Below are 18,208 nucleotides of genomic sequence, written 5' to 3' on the forward strand. Positions count from 1 at the left end.
GGGGCCGGGGTCCCGGGGGGCGCGCTACGGGGTGACGTCCTCGGCGTCGGCGAGCCAGCCGGCCAGCTCCTCCATGTACTCGGCCTGCGCGACGTAGTCCATGCCGATGTACTTCCACGGGTGCACCTGGCCGGCCTGGACGGCGGGCAGCAGGCCGTACGTGGGCTGCGTGGCCATCTCCTCGGGGGTCATGGCGCCGCGCAGCGAGTACAGCAGGACGTCGCTCGGGTGCTGGGGCACGTTCTCCCAGCTCGCCGTCTCCCAGTAGTAGCCCTCACCGCCCGGGTCGACGAACCGGACGCCGAGGTCGGCGTACATGCGCAGCGAGGGCTCGTCCCGCGCCTTGGCCATGTAGAAGCCCTCGTCGGCGTAGGCGGCGACGGGCAGCACGGTCACGCCGCCGGCCGCGGCCTCGGTGAGCTCGGCGGAGGCCGCCTCGAACTCCTCGCGGGCCCGCGCCACCTCCCCGCCCTCCAGGTCGGCGCCCAGCGCCCCGGCGAGCTCGGCGGTGCGGTCGATGACGTCGGCGGCCGAGCCCTTCCAGGCGATGGCGATGATCGGCGCGATCTCGGCGACCTGCTCCTGCTGCTCCAGGCTCTCGAAGCCGTAGAACGGCTGGGTCTGGTCGATCGTCCCCTCGCGGTCGGTGGGGTAGACGCTGGTGACGATGACGTCCGGGGCCGCCGCGGCCAGCTGCTCGAGGTCGATCTGGCCGTAGCTCTCGCCCACGATCTCCACCTCGGAGAGGTCCTTGCCCTCGAAGGCGACGTCGTCGGCCGTGGCGGTCTGGCCGAAGGTGGCCACCGGCTCCACGCCGTAGTTCCACAGCGAGGAGACGACGTCGTTGAGGCCGGCGACGCGCTCGGGAGCGGCGTCGAGCTCGACGGTGTTGCCCAGGTCATCGGTGAACTGCCAGCCGCCCACGGCGGCGGCCGGGGCGGTGCCCTCGGTGGCGACGTCGTCCCCGCAGGCGCTGACGCCGACGGTCACGACCAGGGCCAGGAGGCCGCCCAGCAGGCGGCGAGAGGTGCGGTGCAACGGAACTCCCTCGGGTGAGGGGATGCGTGATCATCCCCGGTCGACGAGGAAGGTTAGCCTGTCCTAAGTTGGCGCGCCGAGAGGGGCCCGCTCAGCGGAGCCGGCGCACCGGGACCACCATCGGCGTCCCGGTGACCGGGTCGGCCAGCACCCGGGCCTCGAGGTCGAAGACGCCGGCGAGCAGCTCCTCGGTCAGCACCTCGGCGGGGGTGCCCGAGGCCACCAGGGCGCCGTCCTTCATCGCCACCAGCCGCTGGGCGTAGCGGGCGGCCAGGTTCAGGTCGTGCAGCACCAGGACCACGGTGCGGCCGCGCTCGGCGTGCAGCCGGGCCACCAGGTCCAGCACGTCGATCTGGTGGGAGAGGTCCAGGTAGGTCGTCGGCTCGTCCAGCAGGAGCAGGTCGGTGCCCTGGGCCAGCGCCATCGAGATCCAGGCCCGCTGCCGCTGGCCGCCGGAGAGCGCGTCGACCGGCCGGCCCGCGAGGTCGGACATGTCCGTCCAGGCCAGCGCCTCGGCGACCACGGCCTCGTCGTCGCGGGACCACTGCCGCAGCCAGCTCTGGTGCGGGTGCCGGCCCCGGACGACGAGGTCGCCGACGGTGAGCCCCTCCGGCGCGACCGGGGTCTGCGGCAGCAGCCCGAGCACCTTGGCGACCTCCCGGGTGGACGTGCGCGCGATGGCCCGCCCGTCCAGCAGCACCTGCCCGCTCGTCGGCCGCAGCAGCCGGCCGAGCGCGCGCAGCAGCGTCGACTTGCCGCAGCCGTTCGGCCCGACGATCGCGGTGAACGAGCCCTCGGTCAGCTCGAGGTCGAGGTCGTCGACCACCACCTGCTCGTCGTAGGCCAGCCGGACGTGCTCGGCGGCGAGCCGGACCCGCCGGGGCTCGGCGGGGGCGACGGCGTGGTGCAGCAGTTCGGTGCCGATGTCGAGGGTCACAGCGTCGCTCGCCGCCTTCCACGGACCAGGAGCCAGAGCAGGTAGGGGGCGCCGAAGACGGCGGTCAGGATGCCGACGGGCAACGCCTGGGGCAGCGCGGTGCGGGTGATCAGGTCGGCGGTCACCACGAGGAGGGCGCCGAGGATGCCCGAGGCCAGCAGCGGTGGCCGCGAGCCGCCGGTGAGCCGGACGGCGATCTGCGGGACCACGAGGGCGACGAAGGTGATCGGCCCGGCGGCCGAGACTGCGAAGGCCACGAGGAACACGGCGAGCAGGACGACGGCGGCCTGCGCCCCGGCTACCCGCACGCCCAGCCCCCGGGCGGTGTCGTCGCCGAACTGGAGGACGGCGAGCACGCGCCCGGCGGCCAGGGTGAGCGGCAGCAGCACGGCGACAGCGACGCCCAGCGGCAGGGCGTTCTCCCACGTGCGGGCGTTGAGCGAGCCGGTGATCCAGACGTAGGCCGACGCGGCGTCGTAGATCTCGGCGTTGGTGAGCAACCAGTCGGTGAGCGCGGTGCCGGCCGACCACAGGGCGATGCCGATGAGGACCAGCCGGTACCCGTCGACCCCGGCCCGCCAGGTGAGGGCGAACAGCAGCACCCCGGTGACCAGCGCGCCCAGGAGGGCGGCCAGCGGGACGCCCAGCCCGCCGAGGATCGCGCCGGTCGAGGAGCTGCCGCTGAGCACGATCGCGGCCACGGCGCCCACCGAGGCGCCCATGGTGATGCCGAGGGTGTCGGGGGAGGCCAGCGGGTTGCGGGCGAAGGTCTGGAACAGCGCGCCGGCGACGCCGAGGGCCAGCCCGACGAGCGCGCCGACCACCACCCGCGGGGCCCGCAGCTCCAGGATGATGAACGGCTGCGGCCCCTCACCGAGGCCGACCAGCGTGCGCAGCACGTCGCCGACGCCGATCGGGAAGTCGCCGCGGCCCATGCTCAGGGCCGCCGCCAGCACCAGCACGGCGAACCCGGCCACCGGCACGACGACCTGCCGCCAGTGCAGCCGCCCCGAGACGGGGCCCGCGCGGAAGGCGCGCCCCTGGCGGAGCCGGGGAGGCGGCGCGCTCGTCGGGCGGGCCGGGGCGTCGACGCTCACAGCCCCACCGTCCGGCTGCGGCGCACGAGCGCGATGAAGAAGGGGGCGCCGACCAGCGCGAGCACGATGCCCACCTGCAGCTCGCCGGGGCGCGCCAGGACGCGGCCGAGCACGTCGGCGACCAGCAGCAGCGCAGCGCCGGCGAGCGCGGAGCAGGGCAGCAGCCACCGGTGGTCGGGGCCGGTGAGCGCGCGGACGGCGTGCGGCACGACCAGCCCCACGAAGGCGATGGGCCCGGCGGCGGCGGTGGCGGCGCCGCAGAGCAGCGTGATCGCGGCCAGCCCGACGGAGCGGGCCAGCCAGATGCGCTGGCCCAGCCCGCGGGCGACGTCCTCGCCGAGCCCCAGCAGGTTCAGCGCGGGCGCGTTGACGAGGGCCAGCACCAGCCCGACGGCGAGGAAGGGGGCCACCTGGGCGGCGACGGTGGCGTCCCGCCCGGCCAGCGAGCCGACGACCCAGAACCGGAAGCTGTCCAGCGTCTGCTGGTCGCTCACCAGGATGGCGCGGACCAGGCCGTAGAGCAGGGCCGACAGCGCCGCGCCGGCGAGGGCCAGGGTGACCGGCGTCGCCCCGCCCCGCCCGGCCGAGCCGATCGCGTACACCAGCACGGTGCCGATCAGCGCGCCGGCGAAGGCGAACCAGACGTAGCCGCCGGGGGTGCCGACGCCCAGCAGCGTGATCGCCAGGACGACGGCGAGGCTCGCGCCCGCGGTCACGCCGAGGAGCCCGGGATCGCCGAGCGGGTTGCGGGTGTGGCCCTGCATCAGCGCCCCGGCCAGGCCCAGCGCCGCACCCACCATGAGGCCCAGCACCGTGCGCGGGACGCGCAGCTGCCGGACGATCACCGCTTCCTCGCCGGACAGGGAGGAGTCGAGCAGCGAGCGCCAGACCTCGCCGAGGCCGATGGCGCGGGTGCCGATCGCGATGCTGGCCAGCGCGGCGGCGACGACGAGCACCAGCAGCAGGACCAGCGTGCCCAGCCGCCGGGCGCGCAGCGGGGGTGCCGGAGGTCGTGCCGAGCCCCGTGCCGGGACGTCGACCGTGGTGGCCACGAGCAGCTCCCGGGACGGACGGCAGATCAGATAAGGCTTACCTTAGCCCGCTCTGCCGCTCCCGTCAGGGGCGCGCTGCGCACGGCCCCCCTCCCGGGAGCTCAGCGCTCCTGCCGGCGGCTGCCGCCGTGCCAGTCCTCCTGCTGCCCGACCTCGCCGGGCTGCACGCCGAACGCGGGCAGCTGCGGGCGCTCCCGCAGGCTGCGCTTGAGCTCGGCGAACCCGGGGAACGAGGCCAGCCCGACGACGTGGTCCCAGAGCGCGACGGCCTCGTCGTCGGCCGGCAGTCGGCTGATGACCGGCCCGAAGAAGGCGACGCCCTCCGGCGGCTGGAAGTGCAGGATCGGCGTTCCGACGTCCTTGCCGGCCAGGCCGAGCGCCTCGTCGGTCTCGGCCTGGATCTGGGCGTCGCGACCGCCGTCCTCCAGCGCGTCGGCGAGCCCGGCTGGCAACCCGGCGTCGGCGAGCACGGGGGCGGCGAACTCCGCCGTCCCCCGCTCCGCCCGGTCGCCCTCCGGGCCGCGCTCGAAGACGTGCTGCCCGCACGCCTCGTAGAACCGGGCGACGCCCTCGTTCCCGTGCTGGTCGCGCACGTGGGCGGCCACCCGGAGCAGCCGCAGGCCGGCGGTGTGCCCGGCCTCGTACTCGGGCGGGAAGTGGGTGGCGTAGTCGACGTGGGCGTTGAGCAGCCGCAGCGAGATGAACCGCCACTCGACGGCGTACTCCCGCTGCGCGCTCACCTGCCGGACCCACGTGCTGGTCATCCAGGCGAAGGGGCAGACCGGGTCGAACCAGAAGCGCAGATCGGCCATGCCGCGAACCTAGGTGCTGGTGCCCGACCCCGCCGGGCGACGTCGTCCCTGCCCCGACGACGTCGACCGCGCCTGGTGACGTCGACCGCGGCGCGCGTCCGCCGGCCACGCCGTGTGCCGCGGGGTCAGCTCCCACACCGCGAGGTCGGCCGCCTGGCGTCAGGCCGGGAGGACCGACTCGATCGCCGCGCGCACCTCGGAGGCGTCGGGTCCGGTCCGCGGGCGGAACCCGGCGACGACGCGGCCGGTCTCGTCGAGCACCCACTTCTCGGAGTTCCAGGGCCGATCACATCTTCGGTAGGGGCCAGGCGCGCAGCTTGAGTTCGACTAACGGGTTTGCTGTGACCAGGTGAACGCGATCTCGTTCGGTAGGCGCGGCCTACGGCCGATGGTGTCGCTCCAGTGCAGATCGACCGCAGGCACCTCTGGCGGCGCAAGAGCTGCTGCGAGCGCCAACGCGCCCTCTGCTGGCCAGGTCACATCGGGCGGGATAACGAGAGTCCGAGCCAGCCCTCCTCAAGATCTCCGTCGGTCTCGCACACGATGTCCACGGTCATGATCGCCGTGCCGGCGTCTCCAGGCTGCACGGATGCCACGAAGTCCTTGCGAACCTCGTCGCCGGGGAAGGCGCGGGCTTCTCCTAGCAGCTGAGGCGCGAGTTCGCGAAGGGCGTCAATCAGGGTGCTCGGCGTCTCGCTGAGCAGGTTCTCGAAGTCGTCCGCAGTCGGGGCGAGTCGGTCGGCGCCGTCCAAGCGCTTGAAGTACTCGTAGACGTCCTTGCGATCACCTGCGGCGTGGTACTCGTGATACCCCACCAGCCAGCACGTCTCGAACTCCTCGTCCCAGTACGTGGCACCGCGACCGCGACCGGTATGCAGGCTTCGATACGCGCCGAAGGGGACAAGAGACTGGATCGTCTCGCCCGTGTCCGGAGCCGTTTCGCGCAGGTCAACAAACTTGCCCACAGCTGGATGCCGGGTGCAGTACTCCCGGGCGTCTCGCATGGCGAAGAGCTCTGGGCTAAGCCCAAGGTCCTCTTGAAGGCAGCGCAGAGTCACCCGTAGGTGTCGGGCGCGCACTCCTGCTCAGGCGGGGCGGAAACGTGCGGCAGCGCGCTCTGCGCGCTCGCGGCGTGAGAGCCGCTGGCGTTCGACGATCTCGGCGGAGGACGACTTCCGGGCTCGATCGATCTGCTCCGCGATCTGAACCCGATCCATGCCCCGGACCTCCTCGACGATACCTGCGCCGGGAGAGCCGTTCGTGGACTGCACGCGCTGAAGCGTGGCCAACGTCCTCCCCTTCCTTTGCTAGGCCAGCAGAGCTGAACCTGCGACGGATGTACCACCATGTTGTCTAACGGCAGATCCGTCAACTTGTTCCACCCCACTGTGGGATGAAGTTGCACGGAGCATGACACAGGCCCGTAGGCCTGGCCGTAGTGGCTACAGCCCCGCGCCAGGCTACGCGCCCGCCGCAGCGGTTAGGCTCCGACGGCTGCTCAGGGCTTTGGTCGGAGCCAAACCGCTGCGGCGGACAGTCCGGCAAACCTGCAGGTCAGAGCCGTGTTGCGCGAGACGAGTTCTACTCAGTCGCCCCTTCGCCCGCGAGCAGACTCTCGATCGCCGCGCGCACCTCGGGGGCGTCGGGCTCGGTCCGCGGGCGGAAGCGGGCGACGACCCGGCCGGTCCCGTCGACGACCCACTTCTCGAAGTTCCACTGCACGTCGCCGGCGGCGCCGTCGAGGTCGGGCACCGCCGTCAGCCGCTGGAAGAGGGGGTGCGCGCCGGGGCCGTTGACCTCGGTCTTCTCCGTCAGCGGGAAGGTGACGCCGTAGGTGGCCGAGCAGAACTGCTCGATCTCCTCGGCGGTGCCGGGCTCCTGGCCCATGAACTGGTTGCACGGCACGCCGACGACGGTGAAGCCGCGGGGGCCGTACTCCTCGTGCAGCGCCTCCAGCGCGGTGTACTGCGGGGTGAGCCCGCACCGGCTGGCCACGTTCACCAGCAGCGCCGGCGTCCCACCGGTGAGCTCCCGCAGCGTCGTGGCGGTTCCCTGCAGCGTGGTCACGGGCGTGTCGAGGAGGTCCTCCATGCCGCCCGCAGCGCCCCGGGCCGGGCGTTCATTCCGGCGGGCCTACTCCAGGCCGCTGGCGTCGTCGGGCACGTCGACGGCGTACTGGCGCAGCGCCTCGAGCGGCACCACCTCCAGGGCGCGGGCGTTGGTGGCGGCCAGCACCACGCCCGCCGCGGCCCCGGCCTGGTAGGCCTGCAGCCAGCGGGTGGCGACGACGCACCAGCGGTCACCCGGCCGCAGCCCCGGGAAGCCGTACTCGGGACGCGGGGTGGAGAGGTCGTTGCCCAGCTCCCGCTGCAGCGCCAGGAACTCGGTGGAGACGACGGCGCAGACGGTGTGCCGGCCGAGGTCGTCGGGCCCGGAGGTGCAGTGCCCGTCGCGGTAGAAGCCGGTCACCGGGTCGGTCGAGCACGGTTGCAGCGGTCCACCGAGCACGTTCCGCTCGTCGGCGGGGTCGGGCAGCACGGGCGCTCCTCGAGTGGGCGTGGTCGGCGCGGGCCCAGGATGGCATGGTGCGGGCGTGACCGAGAGCACCGAGATCCTCTGGCGCCCCACCGCCGCGTCGATCGCCGGCACCCGCGTGGCTGCCTTCGCCGACCACGTGGCCGCCCGCCGGGGCGTGTCCTTCGGCGACCCCGTCGACTACGACGCGCTGTGGCGCTGGTCGATCGGGCACCTCGACCAGTTCTGGGGTGACCTCGCGCGCTGGACCGGCGTGCTCGACGTCCCCGACGACCGGGTGCTCACCTCCCGCGAGATGCCCGGCGCCGTCTGGTTCCCGGGGACGACGGTCAACTACGCGGAGCAGGTGTTCCGCCAGGCCGCCGACGACCGGCCCGCGCTGATCGCCGTCGCCGAGGACACCGAGCCGGTCGAGATCCCGTGGGCGGACCTCCGTGCCCAGGTGGGCGCGTTCGCCGCGACCCTGCGCCGGCTGGGCGTGCGCCCCGGCGACCGGGTGGCCGGCTACCTGCCCAACGTGCCCGAGACCGTCGTCGCCTTCCTCGGGGCGGCCGCGATCGGCGCGGTCTGGTCCTCGTGCGCCCCCGACTTCGGCACCCGCGCCGTCCTCGACCGGTTCGCGCAGATCGAGCCGACCGTGCTGGTCGCCGTCGACGGGTACCGGTTCAACGGGCGTGCGCACGACCGGCGCGAGGTCGTGGCGCAGCTGCGCGAGGCGCTGCCGACGGTGCGGACGACGGTCGCCGTCCCGCGGCTGTTCCCCGACGAGGTGCCCGACGGCGCGCTGGCCTGGGCGGACGCCGTCGCCGATGCCCAGGACCCGGTGTTCGAGCCGACGCCGTTCGACCACCCGCTGTGGATCGTCTACTCGTCGGGCACCACCGGCCTGCCCAAGGGCATCGTGCACGGGCACGGCGGCGTGGTGCTGGAGCACCTCAAGTGGGGGCTGCTGCACCAGGACCTGGGCCCGGGCGCGCGCTTCTACTGGTACACCTCCACCGCCTGGATGATGTGGAACGTCGTGGCCTCCTCGCTGCTGTCGGGCGCGACGGCGGTGCTCCACGACGGGGCGCCCGCCTACCCGACGGCGGACGCGCAGTTCGCCCTCGCCGCGAAGGTCGGGATCACCCTGCTGGGCACGAGCCCGGGGTACCTGGCCGCCTGCCAGAAGGCCGGCGTCCGCCCCGGCGACGACCACGACCTCTCCGCGTTGCGCGTGCTCGGCTGCACCGGCTCCCCGCTGCCCGACGCCTCCTACCACTGGGTCTACGACGCCGTCGGCAGGGACCTGCAGCTGGTCTCCGCGTCGGGCGGCACCGACGTCGCGACCGGCTTCATCGGGAGCTCGCCGCTGCTCCCGGTCACGGTGGGCGAGCTGCAGCGGCCCATGCTGGCCGTGGCCGTGCAGTCGTGGGACGAGCAGGGCCAGCCCGTGGTGGGCGAGCTCGGGGAGCTGGTGGTCACCGAGCCGATGCCCTCGATGCCCCTGTACTTCTGGAACGACCCGGACGGTGACCGCTACCGCGCGGCCTACTTCGAGCCGTGGCCCGGGGTGTGGCGGCATGGCGACTGGCTGGAGATCACCGGGCGCGGCACCTGCATCATCACCGGCCGGTCGGACTCCACGCTCAACCGCGGCGGGGTGCGGATGGGCACCGCCGACATCTACGCCGCCGTCGAGGCCTTCCCCGAGGTGCTCGACTGCGTCGTCCTCGGGGTCGAGCTGCCCGAGGGCGGCTACTGGATGCCGCTGTTCGTCCAGCTCGCACCGGGGGAGGAACTCACCGACGAGCTGGTCGGGCGGTTGCGGGCGGCCATCCGGGAACAGGCCAGCCCGCGGCACGTGCCCGACGAGGTGATCGCCGTCCCCGGGGTGCCGCACACGCGCACCGGCAAGCGGCTGGAGGTGCCGCTCAAGCGGCTGTTCCAGGGCGTCGACCCGGCGAAGGCGGTCAACACCGGCACCGTCGACGACGCCTCGCTGGTCGAGCACTACGTCCAGCTCGCCCGGCAGCGCGGCTCCAGCCGCGCCGGCTGACGTCTGGCCGCGCCGCGGCACGGCCAGACGTCCTCCGACCCGGCCCGATGGGGAAGTGAGACCGGTCACCTCCACGGGTGGGGGCGGCGCCCAGGGGGAACAGGCCGTGATCATCCGCTGACCGAGGAGGGCGACAGTGCCGTCGACCGAGACCGAGATCCTCGAGCCGCAGCCGCCCGTGCTGCTGCCCCCGTGGCACACCCCCGAGCGGGAGGCGCTGCAGGAGCAGGCCCGGCGGTTCGCGATGGACCAGGTGCTGCCGGTCGCGAACGAGCTCGACCCGCAGAAGGGCCTGATCCCGGCGTCGCTCCTCTCCGGCATGGCCGAGCGAGGCTGGTTCGGCATCACCGTCCCCGCCGAGCAGGGCGGGTTGGGCCTCGGCGTCTTCGAGTACTGCATGGTCAGCGAGGAGCTCGCCCGCGCCTGGATGTCGACGGCGAGCATCCTGGCCCGCGCCCAGGGGCTGGGGACGGCGGTGCCCGACGCCGACCGCCGGCACGAGCTGATGGCCCGCAGTGCCCGCGGCGAGTGGATCGGCGCCATCGCGCTGTCCGAGCCCGACGCCGGCTCCGACCTCGCCGGTGTCTCCACCCGCGCGGTCCTCGACGGCGACGAGTGGGTCGTGACGGGGCGCAAGCGCTGGTGCGGCAACGCCGAGGCCGCGGACTTCATCCAGGTGCTGGTGCGCGAGCGCGGCCCGGAGCCCGGGGAGTCGCGGTCGGCCGGGCTGCTCAACCTGCTGCTGGAGAAGGAGCGCGGGGAGTTCCCCGAGGGTCTCTCCGGCTCCCCGATCGACAAGATCGGCTACCACGGCTTCCTCACCTGGGACCTCGCCTTCGACGGCGTCCGCATCCCGGAGGGCAACGTGATCGACCAGGCCAAGGCCGCGCGCGAGGACAGCGACGCCGAGGGCGAGGAGGCGGAGCAGGCCGGGTTCGCCGAGGCGCAGAAGTTCCTCAACACCGCCCGCGTGCACACCGCGGCGCGGGCGGTCGGGCTGGCGCGGGCGGCGCTGGAGGACTCGATCCGCTACCTGCAGGAGCGCGAGCAGTTCGGCCACCCGATCGGCGACTTCCAGGCGCTGCGGTTCGCCGTCGCCGAGATGGCGTCGCAGATCGAGCAGTCGCGGGCCTTCTACCGGCAGGTCGCGCACCTGCTCGACCTCGGGATGCCGGTCGCCAAGGAGGCGTCGATGGCGAAGCTCGAGGCCACCGAGATGTCGGTGCGGGTGACCAACCAGGCCATGCAGCTGCACGGCGGCAACGGCTACACCACCGAGCGGCAGGTCGAGCGGCACTGGCGCGACGCCCGGCTGACCACGATCTTCGAGGGCACCAGCGAGATCCAGAAGCGGATCATCAGCGACCGCCTGCTGCCACGGAGCCCGCTGGCCTGAGGAGTTTCCCGGGCGCTGACCCCGTACCGGCCATTCCGGGGGGCGGAATGGCCCACTGGGGGACAACGCTCGGGGAGTCGGGCTGGCTCCGCCGGGTAGGGCTCGGCGATGAAGCTTTCCGCGCACCGCGCTGGCTCCGGCCCACCCCTCGTCCTCGTCCACGGTCTCGGGGGATCGTGGCGCACGTGGGAGCCCGTGCTCCCGGGGCTGAGCGCGCACCGCAGCGTCGTCGCCGTCGACCTCCCGGGCTTCGCCGGGGACTCCCCGTCGCTGCCCGACCCGTCTCTCGCCGGGCTCAACGATGCGCTCCAGGAGTGGCTGGTCGAGGAGGGCTTGGCCGACGTCCCGCTGGTCGGGAGCTCCCTGGGCGCCCGGATGGTGCTGGAGCTCAGCCGCCGCGGGATCGGCCGGGACAACGTCGCGCTCGACCCCGGCGGGTTCTGGACCGACCGCGAAGCAACCGTCTTCCGCGCCAGCATCGCCGCCTCGGTCGCCCTGCTCCGCCGGATCCGCCCCGTCCTGCCCGCCCTGCTGGGCAGCGCGGCCGGCCGGACCGCCCTGCTGGCCCAGTTCTCCGCCCGCCCCTGGGCCCTGGACGGCGACGTCGTCCGCACCGAGCTCGAGGGCTACCTCGACTCGCCGTCCTTCGACCCGGTGCTGGACGACCTGGCCCGGGCCCCCCGGCAGCAGGGCGCGCCGGCCGGCACCGTGCCCGGGCGCCTGACCATCGGCTGGGGCCGCCGCGACCGGGTCACCCTGGCCCGCCAGGCGGCCCGTGCCGCCGAGGCGTTCCCCGATGCCGAGCTGCACTGGTTCGCGCGGTCCGGCCACTTCCCGCTGTGGGACGAGCCCGAGGAGACCATCCGGCTGGTGCTGGACCGCACGTCCTGACCGGGCTGAGCTCGGCCGGGTCGTGCCGGTGCGCCACGGCCCGGCGGATCTCGGCCAGCGGCATGCCCACCCGCCGGAGCCGGGCCACCAGCCGGGCGACGACGACCTGCTCGTCGCTGTACCGACGGTCGGGCCTCGACCGGGTCGAGGGTCGAGGGTCGAGGGTCACGCGTCGTCCCGGTGCTCCGCCGGCTCCCGCGGGCGCACGGCGGTCAGCGAGCGGCGGACGTTCTCGATGATGTTCCCGGCCTCGAACAGGTCGTCGTCGGTGGTGGCCCGCGACCGGCGCAGCTCGGTGGCGAACGCGGCGACGGCGGCGTCGGCCCGGCGGACGACCTCGGGGTCGGCCGCCGCCCCGTCGACCGAGCGGAGCACCTCGGCCAGCGCGGCCAGTGCCCCGGACGCCGAGGGGCGCAGAGTCGGCCCGAGGGCGACCCGCTCGTTCTCCGCGATCTCGGTCTCGGCGATGACGAGGGTGAGGTCCTCGACCAGGAGGGTGAGCCGCTCCAGCGCACGGGCCTGCTCGTACAGCCGGTCGGCGGCCGGCCGGAAGCGGGCGGCCCGGCGGTTGCCGCGGCGGGCTTCGTCGGCCTCCTGGACCGCCGCTCGCATCTGGGCGAGCAGCGGGTCGATGGTGTGCATCCGGCCCCGCCACTCGTCCTGCGTCGGCGGGTGCTCCTGGCGCAGCCCGCCGACGAGGTCGTCCAGCTGCCCGGCGAGCGTCTCGCGCAGCTCTCCCAGCGTGGCGTCGGCGGGGGCGAGCGGCAGCGGTGGGAAGGCCGCGGCCACGAGGATGCCGACGAGCGCACCGGCGAAGGTGAGCCCGGCGAAGCCGAGGACGTAACCGGTGGGGTTGCCCTGCCCGAGGATGAGCGTGAACAGGGCCGCCGTCGGCAGCCAGCTGCTGCCGCTGCCCAGCCGCCGCCAGCCGGCCAGGAGCACCGCGGTGGCGACGACCAGCGCCAGGGCCAGCAGCTGCGGGCCGACCAGCGCGTCACCGGCGAAGGCGACCGCGGCGCCCAGGGCGATCGAGGCCACCGTCTGCATCGACTGGCGCACCGAGCTGGCCAGCGTGGAAGCCGTCGTCGCGACGACCGCGCCGAGCGGTGCGTAGTAGGGGTAGTCGGCGAACGGGCCGGGGATCAGCAGGGCCAGCGCCCAGGCCGCCGTCGCCGCCACGGCCGCCCGCAGGGCGAGGCCGATCCGGGGGTGGCGCGCCCAGGTGCGCCGCACCGCTCCGGGCCGGTGGGTGCGGCGGCCGGGCCCGGGGGCGGTGCGGGTGGTGCCCTGCTGCATCGTCGTCCGTCCGTTCCCCGTGGCTGCCCGACCTGGCATTGCACCACGGTCAGCCCGCGGGGGGCACGTCCTCGTCGGCGTGCGCGATGTGCGCCAGCTGCTTCCAGATGAGCACGAGGATGACCGCCGACCCCGCGAAGGCGAACCAGAACGGGCCGGTGATGCCCCAGGCCCGCGCGATCAGCCCGCCCGCCGCCTGCCCGACGACGATCCCGCCGAAGACCCCGAGGTAGTAGAGGCTGCCCACCCGCCCCTGCAGGTGCGCGGGGACGGCACGCATGCGCACGGTGCGCGACGTCGTCCCCCACACGAACGCGTGCGCGCCGAACACGAACAGGATCGCCGCCGCCACCCAGGGGGTCGTGGTCAGCGCCAGCCCGAGGTGCGTGAAGGTCTCGATGACCAGGCCGATGCGCATGAGCAGGGCCAGGCCGGCGCGCCGGGCCAGCCAGTCGTAGGACGCCGTGCCGAGCAGGCCGCCCACCGCCGTCACGGTGCTGAGCAGCCCGAACCCGATGGCGCCGAGGTCGAGCCGGTCGGTCGCGTAGAGCACCAGCACCGACCACGCGGCGCCGTAGGTGACGTTGAAGGTGACGATCGTGATCGTGAGCGTGCGCACCGGCCCGCTGCCCCAGGTCCAGCGCAGCCCCTCGACGATCTCCCGGCCGACGTGCCGTTCGCCTGGGGTGCGGGGGAGCGGGGGCAGCGCCATGCGCACGAGCAGCAGCGCGCCGAGCGCCACGCACAGCCCCTGCACCAGGAACGGCCACGCCGAACCCGCCGCGAACAGCACCGCGCCCAGGGCCGGGCCGGCCATCTGGTTCATGGTGAGCGCGCCGGCCATCAGCCGGGCGTTGCCGACGCCGAGATCGGCGCGGCCGACGACCATCGGCAGCAGCGTCCCGGAGGTGGTGTCGGCGAAGACCTCGGCGGTGCCCAGCAGGAACATCGCGGCCAGGACCACCCCGACGGTCACCTGCCCGGTGACGAGGGCGAGCGTCAGGACGCCGAGGACGACGGCGCGCGCCACGTCGACGGCGATCACCAGCAGCCGGCGGTCGACGCGGTCGGCCAGCACCCCGGCGTAGAGGCCGAACAGCAGCCAGGGCAGCCGCTGCAGCAGGGCGGCGAGCGCGACGAGGAAGGGGTCGCTGGTCTGCGAGGCCACCAACAGCGGCCCGGCGGCCAGCGCGATCCCGTCGCCGAGGTTGGTCACCCAGGAGGAGCCGACCAGCCAGCGGAACGGCGTCCCCATGCGCGCCGGGAGCACTGCTTCGACGACCCGGCCCACGGGGAGAGGAGCTTAGGCGGGCCGGGGAGGTCGGTGGCGGGGGCGGGCTGGTCCCGCCGCCCGGTCAGCGGGCTGCTGCCTGCCCGCCGTGGTGCTCCAGGACGGCGTCGATCCAGAAGCGCAGCTCGTCGTCCTCCGCGAGCGCCTCCCGGTCGACGGCGATCCACCCCTCACCCATGGAGCGCCCCGCGCCCATCTCCGCCCGGCGGGCTCCCGCCACCCCGAGGTACTCGGCGTCGCGGTCGCGGGACACCCGCACCAGCAGGGCGCCGCCTCCGGCCGAGACGCAGGCCACCATCTTGTCGTCGACCATGAAAGCGAGGCCGCCGAACATCTTCACCTCGCGAACGGCCTTCTCCCCGGGAAGCGCGTCGCGGACGCGCTCTGCGAGCTCGGCGTCGTAGGCCATGTGCGGTCCTCTCATCGGCGAGGTCGGCAGCGTAGGGCCTGCGGTCACCGTTCGGACGGGCTGCGCTCCTCCCGGCCCCGGCCCCGGCCCCGGCCCCGGCGCCGAGCCGGTCGCGCCAGCCGTGCGCGTACGACCGGGACGCCGTCGCCGTCGAGGTGGTCGAGCGCGGTGGTGCGGCCGGTCAGCGCCAGCAGGAGCGCGTCGGCGTCCCCGCGGACGGCCGGACCGCTGCCGTGCGCCCAGTCGAGGTCGGCCGCCTCGAACCGGAGCCCGTCCAGCGCGCCCTTGGGGACGAAGCCACCGCCGGTCAGGAAGGTCAGCGACGTGCGCAGGCGCGCCTCGGGGATGTCGCGCAGGATGCCGAGCGGCCGGCGGATGTCCAGGCCGTGGACCAGGAGGTCGGTGAGGGGCGCCTCGGGGCCCGCACCGGGTGGGGTGAACCGCGAGCCGGCCTTGCGGTGCAGCACCTCGACGAGCTCGCCGAAGGGCCGGCGTGCCTGCTCGCGGGCCACCCGGACGTTCGCCCGGTCGAAGTTCCCGCGGCACGCCAGCATCGCCAGCAGGAACGTCGGCGTGCTCACCTCCAGGGGCACCACCAGGTGCGCGACCACGTCGTGCACAATCCACTCGCTGCACAGGCTCTGCGTCGCCCGCTGCTCGGCGGTCAGGCCCGACAGGAGCGCGGCCAGCTCGCGGCGCTCGTCGGCGATCTCCGCGAACGTCTCCTCCACGTGATCATCCTGGCAGGGACGGGCCCGGACCGGGGGCCTGTCCTCGCCCGGGACGGCCGCCACGCGCGCACCAGGAGCCGCAACGCGAGCAGCACCTCGCCGAGGAAGTCCGCCGGAACCGCCTCGACGACGATCGAGTACTCGTCCTCGCGCGTGTGCAGGTGCGCCGACACGTAGGCGCCCACCGCGAACGGGTGCTCGACCACGGCCAGCGAGGCGCCGGTATCCGCACCCCACAGCTTGAAGGCGACGCCGACGCCGTCCCCCAGGTCGGCCGTGCGCCCCTCACCCGGGCGCACCACGGTGAGCGGTGGCGGCTCGTCGTCCATGGCCCCTCCCGGGTCGCACCGACGATGCTGGCTCGACCGCGGCGGCGTGTCGAGGGCTTGCCGCACCGCCGACGCGAACCGGGGCGTTGCCCCTCCCGGGGCGTTGCCCCTCAGGAGGACAGCCGCGGGCCACGAATGTCCTCCTCCGGGCCGATGCCGGCCCGAAGGCGCCGCTGGGTCCGCGCCACCGGGTCGGCGCCGGCCGGGTCACGGCAGGCGCAGGACGCGGGCCTCCCAGGGGCGCAGCTCCGCCGGCTCGTCGTCGGGCAGGTTGCCGAGCACCAGCTCGGCGGCCGGGGCCTCGGGCAGCAGCTCGGCCAGCCGGTACGGCGTCCGCGACAGGTTGCAGACGACGAGCAGCTCGGCCCCGTCCAGCGAGCGGGTGAACGCGTACACCTCGTCGTGGTCGGGCAGCAGCATGGTGAAGTCGCCCAGTGCCACGACGTCGTCGGTGTGCCGCAGCGCGATCAGCCGCCGGTAGTGGGCGAGCACCGAGTGCTCGTCGTCCCGCTGCGCCGCTGCGTTCCACTCCACGTGGTCGGGGTGGACCGCGAGCCACGGCGTCCCGGTGGTGAACCCGGCGTTCGGCGACCCGTCCCACTGCACCGGCGTGCGGGCGTTGTCCCGGCTCATGCAGCGCAGCGCGGTCATCACCTCCGCCGGATCGTGGCCGGCGGAGACCGCGTGCACGTGGTGGTTGAGCGACTCGACGTCGGCGAACTCCTCGAGCGAGGTGAACGGGTAGTTCGCCATCCCGAGCTCCTCGCCCTGGTAGACGTACGGCGTCCCCCGGTGCAGGTGCAGCAGCGTGGCCAGGCAGGTCGCGGAGTCGCGCCGGTACCGGGGTGAGTCGTCGCCGAAGCGGGAGACGGCGCGCGGCTGGTCGTGGTTGTCCCAGTAGAGGGAGTTCCAGCCGACGTCGGCCAGGCCGGCCTGCCAGCGCCCGAACGAGGCCTTGAGGTCGCGCATCCGCAGCGGGTGGATGTCCCACTTCGAGGTGCCGTGGTCCAGCCCCACGTGCTCGAACTGGAACACCATGTCCACCTCACCCCGCGCCGGGTCGGTGAACAGCCGGGCCTGCTCCACGGTCACGCCCGGCATCTCGCCGACCGTCAGCAACGCGCCGTCCCGCCCGGCGAAGACCTCGCGGTGCATCTCCTGCAGGAACTCGTGGATCCGCGGTCCGCACAGGTAGGACGCCGAGCCGTCACCCAGCGCGGAGCCCGCCAGTGGCGGACCGTCGTGCAGGTGCCCGTCCGGGCCGACGTCCTTGCTGATCATGTTGATGACGTCCATGCGGAAGCCGTCGACCCCGCGGTCGAGCCACCACCGCATCATCGCGTGCACCGCCTGCCGGACCTCCGGGTTCTCCCAGTTGAGGTCGGGTTGCCGGCGGTCGAACAGGTGGAGGTAGTACTCGCCGGAGGCCTCGTCGAGCTCCCAGGTCGGGCCGGAGAAGAACGACTGCCAGTTCGTCGGCTCGGCGCCGGGGTCGCCGGGCGCCATGCCCTCCCGCGGTGGGCGCCACCAGTACCAGTCGCGCTTGGGGTCGTCGGTCGACGAACGGGACTCCAGGAACCAGGGGTGCTGGTCGCTGGTGTGGTTGACGACCAGGTCCATGACCAGCTTCATGCCGCGGGCGTGCAGCGCGGCGATGAGCTCGTCCAGCTGCTCCAGCGAGCCGAACAGCGGGTCGATGTCCTGGTAGTCGCTGATGTCGTAGCCGTTGTCGGCCTGCGGTGACGGGTAGACCGGCGAGAGCCACAGGACGTCGACGCCGAGGTCGGCCAGGTGGTCCAGGTGCAGCAGCACGCCGCCGAGGTCACCGATGCCGTCGCCGTCGGAGTCCATGAACGAGCGCGGGTAGACCTGGTAGACGACGGCACGGGTCCACCACGGCGGCTGCTCGACAGGCATGCGCCCAGCCCAGCACGCCGGGCCGCCGCCCGCAGGTCAGGGCCCCCCGTGGTGGACCGCCTCCACGTTGTTGCCGTCGGGGTCGCGCAGGAAGACGCCGTAGTAGCCGGGGTGGTACTCGGGCCACACCCGCGGCTCGTGCAGGATCTCCGCGCCGGCCTCGCGTGCGGCGGTGAAGACGGCGTCGACGGCCTCGCGGGACGGCGCGCCGAGGGCCAGGTGCACCGGGCGGTGGCCGGTGTCCTCGGCGGGGCTGGTCCACAGCTGCGGCTGCCCGTCGGGCCCGCACAGTCCGATCACCGGCCCGTGCGGGGTGTCGATGCGCATCGCCTCGCGCAGGCCGCAGGCCGCGAAGACGCGCTGGTAGAAGGCCGCCGCCGCCTCGGCGTCGGTGCACTGCAGACCCAGGTGGTCGATCATGGCGCGGACCGTAGCGGCG

General features: G+C 74.0%; 19 protein-coding genes and 1 pseudogene. 3 read left to right on the forward strand and 17 right to left on the reverse strand.

Translation table 11 applies throughout. The features are described from left to right. Window positions 1-24: 24 nt before the first annotated feature. From QOZ88_RS00610 to QOZ88_RS00650, 9 genes are all read right to left on the reverse strand, one after another. Window positions 25-1,038: an ABC transporter substrate-binding protein gene (locus tag QOZ88_RS00610; protein ID WP_305997903.1), complete on the reverse strand. Its 1,014-nt coding sequence runs from the start codon at window positions 1,036-1,038 to the stop codon at window positions 25-27. A gap of 91 nt (window positions 1,039-1,129) precedes the next feature. Next, the gene (locus tag QOZ88_RS00615) at window positions 1,130-1,975 is read right to left on the reverse strand and encodes an ABC transporter ATP-binding protein (RefSeq protein WP_305997904.1); all 846 of its coding nucleotides are present in this window, start codon (window positions 1,973-1,975) and stop codon (window positions 1,130-1,132) included. Beyond that, the gene (locus tag QOZ88_RS00620) at window positions 1,972-3,072 is read right to left on the reverse strand and encodes a FecCD family ABC transporter permease (RefSeq protein ID WP_305997905.1); all 1,101 of its coding nucleotides are present in this window, start codon (window positions 3,070-3,072) and stop codon (window positions 1,972-1,974) included. The genes QOZ88_RS00615 and QOZ88_RS00620 overlap by 4 nt, the downstream gene beginning before the upstream one ends. Then, window positions 3,069-4,124 carry a FecCD family ABC transporter permease gene (locus QOZ88_RS00625; RefSeq protein ID WP_305997906.1) on the reverse strand — a complete coding sequence of 352 codons (1,056 nt, stop codon included), beginning with the start codon at window positions 4,122-4,124 and terminating at the stop codon, window positions 3,069-3,071. Before QOZ88_RS00625 ends, QOZ88_RS00620 begins: the two co-directional genes overlap by 4 nt. A 101-nt stretch (window positions 4,125-4,225) precedes the next feature. Then, on the reverse strand, window positions 4,226-4,936 hold the full coding sequence (locus QOZ88_RS00630) for a mycothiol-dependent nitroreductase Rv2466c family protein (protein WP_305997907.1): 711 nt from the start codon (window positions 4,934-4,936) through the stop codon (window positions 4,226-4,228). 476 nt (window positions 4,937-5,412) lie between these two features. Continuing rightward, window positions 5,413-5,940 (reverse strand): hypothetical protein, encoded by a 528-nt coding sequence (locus QOZ88_RS00635; RefSeq protein ID WP_305997908.1) that lies wholly within the window; start codon window positions 5,938-5,940, stop codon window positions 5,413-5,415. Window positions 5,941-6,021: 81 nt separating this feature from the next. Next, window positions 6,022-6,207, reverse strand: coding sequence for a hypothetical protein (locus QOZ88_RS00640; protein WP_305997909.1), 186 nt, complete (start codon window positions 6,205-6,207; stop codon window positions 6,022-6,024). A 310-nt stretch (window positions 6,208-6,517) separates the two neighbouring features. Further along, entirely contained in the window at window positions 6,518-7,027 is a 510-nt protein-coding gene (locus QOZ88_RS00645) for a glutathione peroxidase (protein ID WP_305997910.1), read from the reverse strand. Window positions 7,028-7,069: 42 nt separating this feature from the next. Continuing rightward, on the reverse strand, window positions 7,070-7,474 hold the full coding sequence (locus QOZ88_RS00650; protein WP_244523897.1) for a DUF2237 family protein: 405 nt from the start codon (window positions 7,472-7,474) through the stop codon (window positions 7,070-7,072). A gap of 55 nt (window positions 7,475-7,529) precedes the next feature. On the opposite strand from QOZ88_RS00650, the gene QOZ88_RS00655 reads away from it, so the two are divergent. The 3 genes from QOZ88_RS00655 (at window position 7,530) to QOZ88_RS00665 (ending at window position 11,796) form a co-directional block, all read left to right on the forward strand. Beyond that, window positions 7,530-9,509 (forward strand): acetoacetate--CoA ligase, encoded by a 1,980-nt coding sequence (locus QOZ88_RS00655; RefSeq protein ID WP_305997911.1) that lies wholly within the window; start codon window positions 7,530-7,532, stop codon window positions 9,507-9,509. 136 nt (window positions 9,510-9,645) lie between these two features. Next, the gene (locus QOZ88_RS00660; RefSeq protein WP_305997912.1) at window positions 9,646-10,905 is read left to right on the forward strand and encodes an acyl-CoA dehydrogenase family protein; all 1,260 of its coding nucleotides are present in this window, start codon (window positions 9,646-9,648) and stop codon (window positions 10,903-10,905) included. Between the two features lie 108 nt (window positions 10,906-11,013). Beyond that, on the forward strand, window positions 11,014-11,796 hold the full coding sequence (locus QOZ88_RS00665; RefSeq protein WP_305997913.1) for an alpha/beta fold hydrolase: 783 nt from the start codon (window positions 11,014-11,016) through the stop codon (window positions 11,794-11,796). A gap of 46 nt (window positions 11,797-11,842) precedes the next feature. On the opposite strand, the pseudogene QOZ88_RS23120 reads toward QOZ88_RS00665, so the two are convergent. From QOZ88_RS23120 to QOZ88_RS00700, 8 genes and pseudogenes are all read right to left on the reverse strand, one after another. Then, window positions 11,843-11,965, reverse strand: a pseudogene (locus QOZ88_RS23120) (MerR family transcriptional regulator); the annotation flags it as partial. After that, window positions 11,962-13,131: an FUSC family protein gene (locus QOZ88_RS00670; protein ID WP_305997914.1), complete on the reverse strand. Its 1,170-nt coding sequence runs from the start codon at window positions 13,129-13,131 to the stop codon at window positions 11,962-11,964. The gene QOZ88_RS00670 and the pseudogene QOZ88_RS23120, both read right to left, overlap by 4 nt. Window positions 13,132-13,141: 10 nt before the next feature. Continuing rightward, window positions 13,142-14,383, reverse strand: a complete 1,242-nt coding sequence (locus QOZ88_RS00675; protein WP_305997915.1) for an MFS transporter — start codon at window positions 14,381-14,383, stop codon at window positions 13,142-13,144. Window positions 14,384-14,447: 64 nt separating this feature from the next. After that, a complete protein-coding gene (locus QOZ88_RS00680; protein WP_305997916.1) occupies window positions 14,448-14,807 on the reverse strand; it encodes a TfoX/Sxy family protein in 360 nt (119 codons plus the stop codon). Window positions 14,808-14,836: 29 nt separating this feature from the next. Next, window positions 14,837-15,523, reverse strand: coding sequence for a maleylpyruvate isomerase family mycothiol-dependent enzyme (locus QOZ88_RS00685; RefSeq protein ID WP_305997917.1), 687 nt, complete (start codon window positions 15,521-15,523; stop codon window positions 14,837-14,839). Further along, window positions 15,457-15,852 carry a cupin domain-containing protein gene (locus QOZ88_RS00690; protein WP_305997918.1) on the reverse strand — a complete coding sequence of 132 codons (396 nt, stop codon included), beginning with the start codon at window positions 15,850-15,852 and terminating at the stop codon, window positions 15,457-15,459. The genes QOZ88_RS00685 and QOZ88_RS00690 overlap by 67 nt, the downstream gene beginning before the upstream one ends. Before the next feature lie 207 nt (window positions 15,853-16,059). After that, window positions 16,060-17,769 (reverse strand): glycoside hydrolase family 13 protein, encoded by a 1,710-nt coding sequence (locus tag QOZ88_RS00695; RefSeq protein ID WP_305997919.1) that lies wholly within the window; start codon window positions 17,767-17,769, stop codon window positions 16,060-16,062. Window positions 17,770-17,805: 36 nt separating this feature from the next. Next, window positions 17,806-18,189 carry a VOC family protein gene (locus QOZ88_RS00700; protein WP_305997920.1) on the reverse strand — a complete coding sequence of 128 codons (384 nt, stop codon included), beginning with the start codon at window positions 18,187-18,189 and terminating at the stop codon, window positions 17,806-17,808. Window positions 18,190-18,208: the final 19 nt, after the last annotated feature.

Origin of the sequence: Blastococcus carthaginiensis (genome assembly GCF_030731085.1) — a bacterium.
Lineage (GTDB): Bacteria > Actinomycetota > Actinomycetes > Mycobacteriales > Geodermatophilaceae > Blastococcus > Blastococcus carthaginiensis.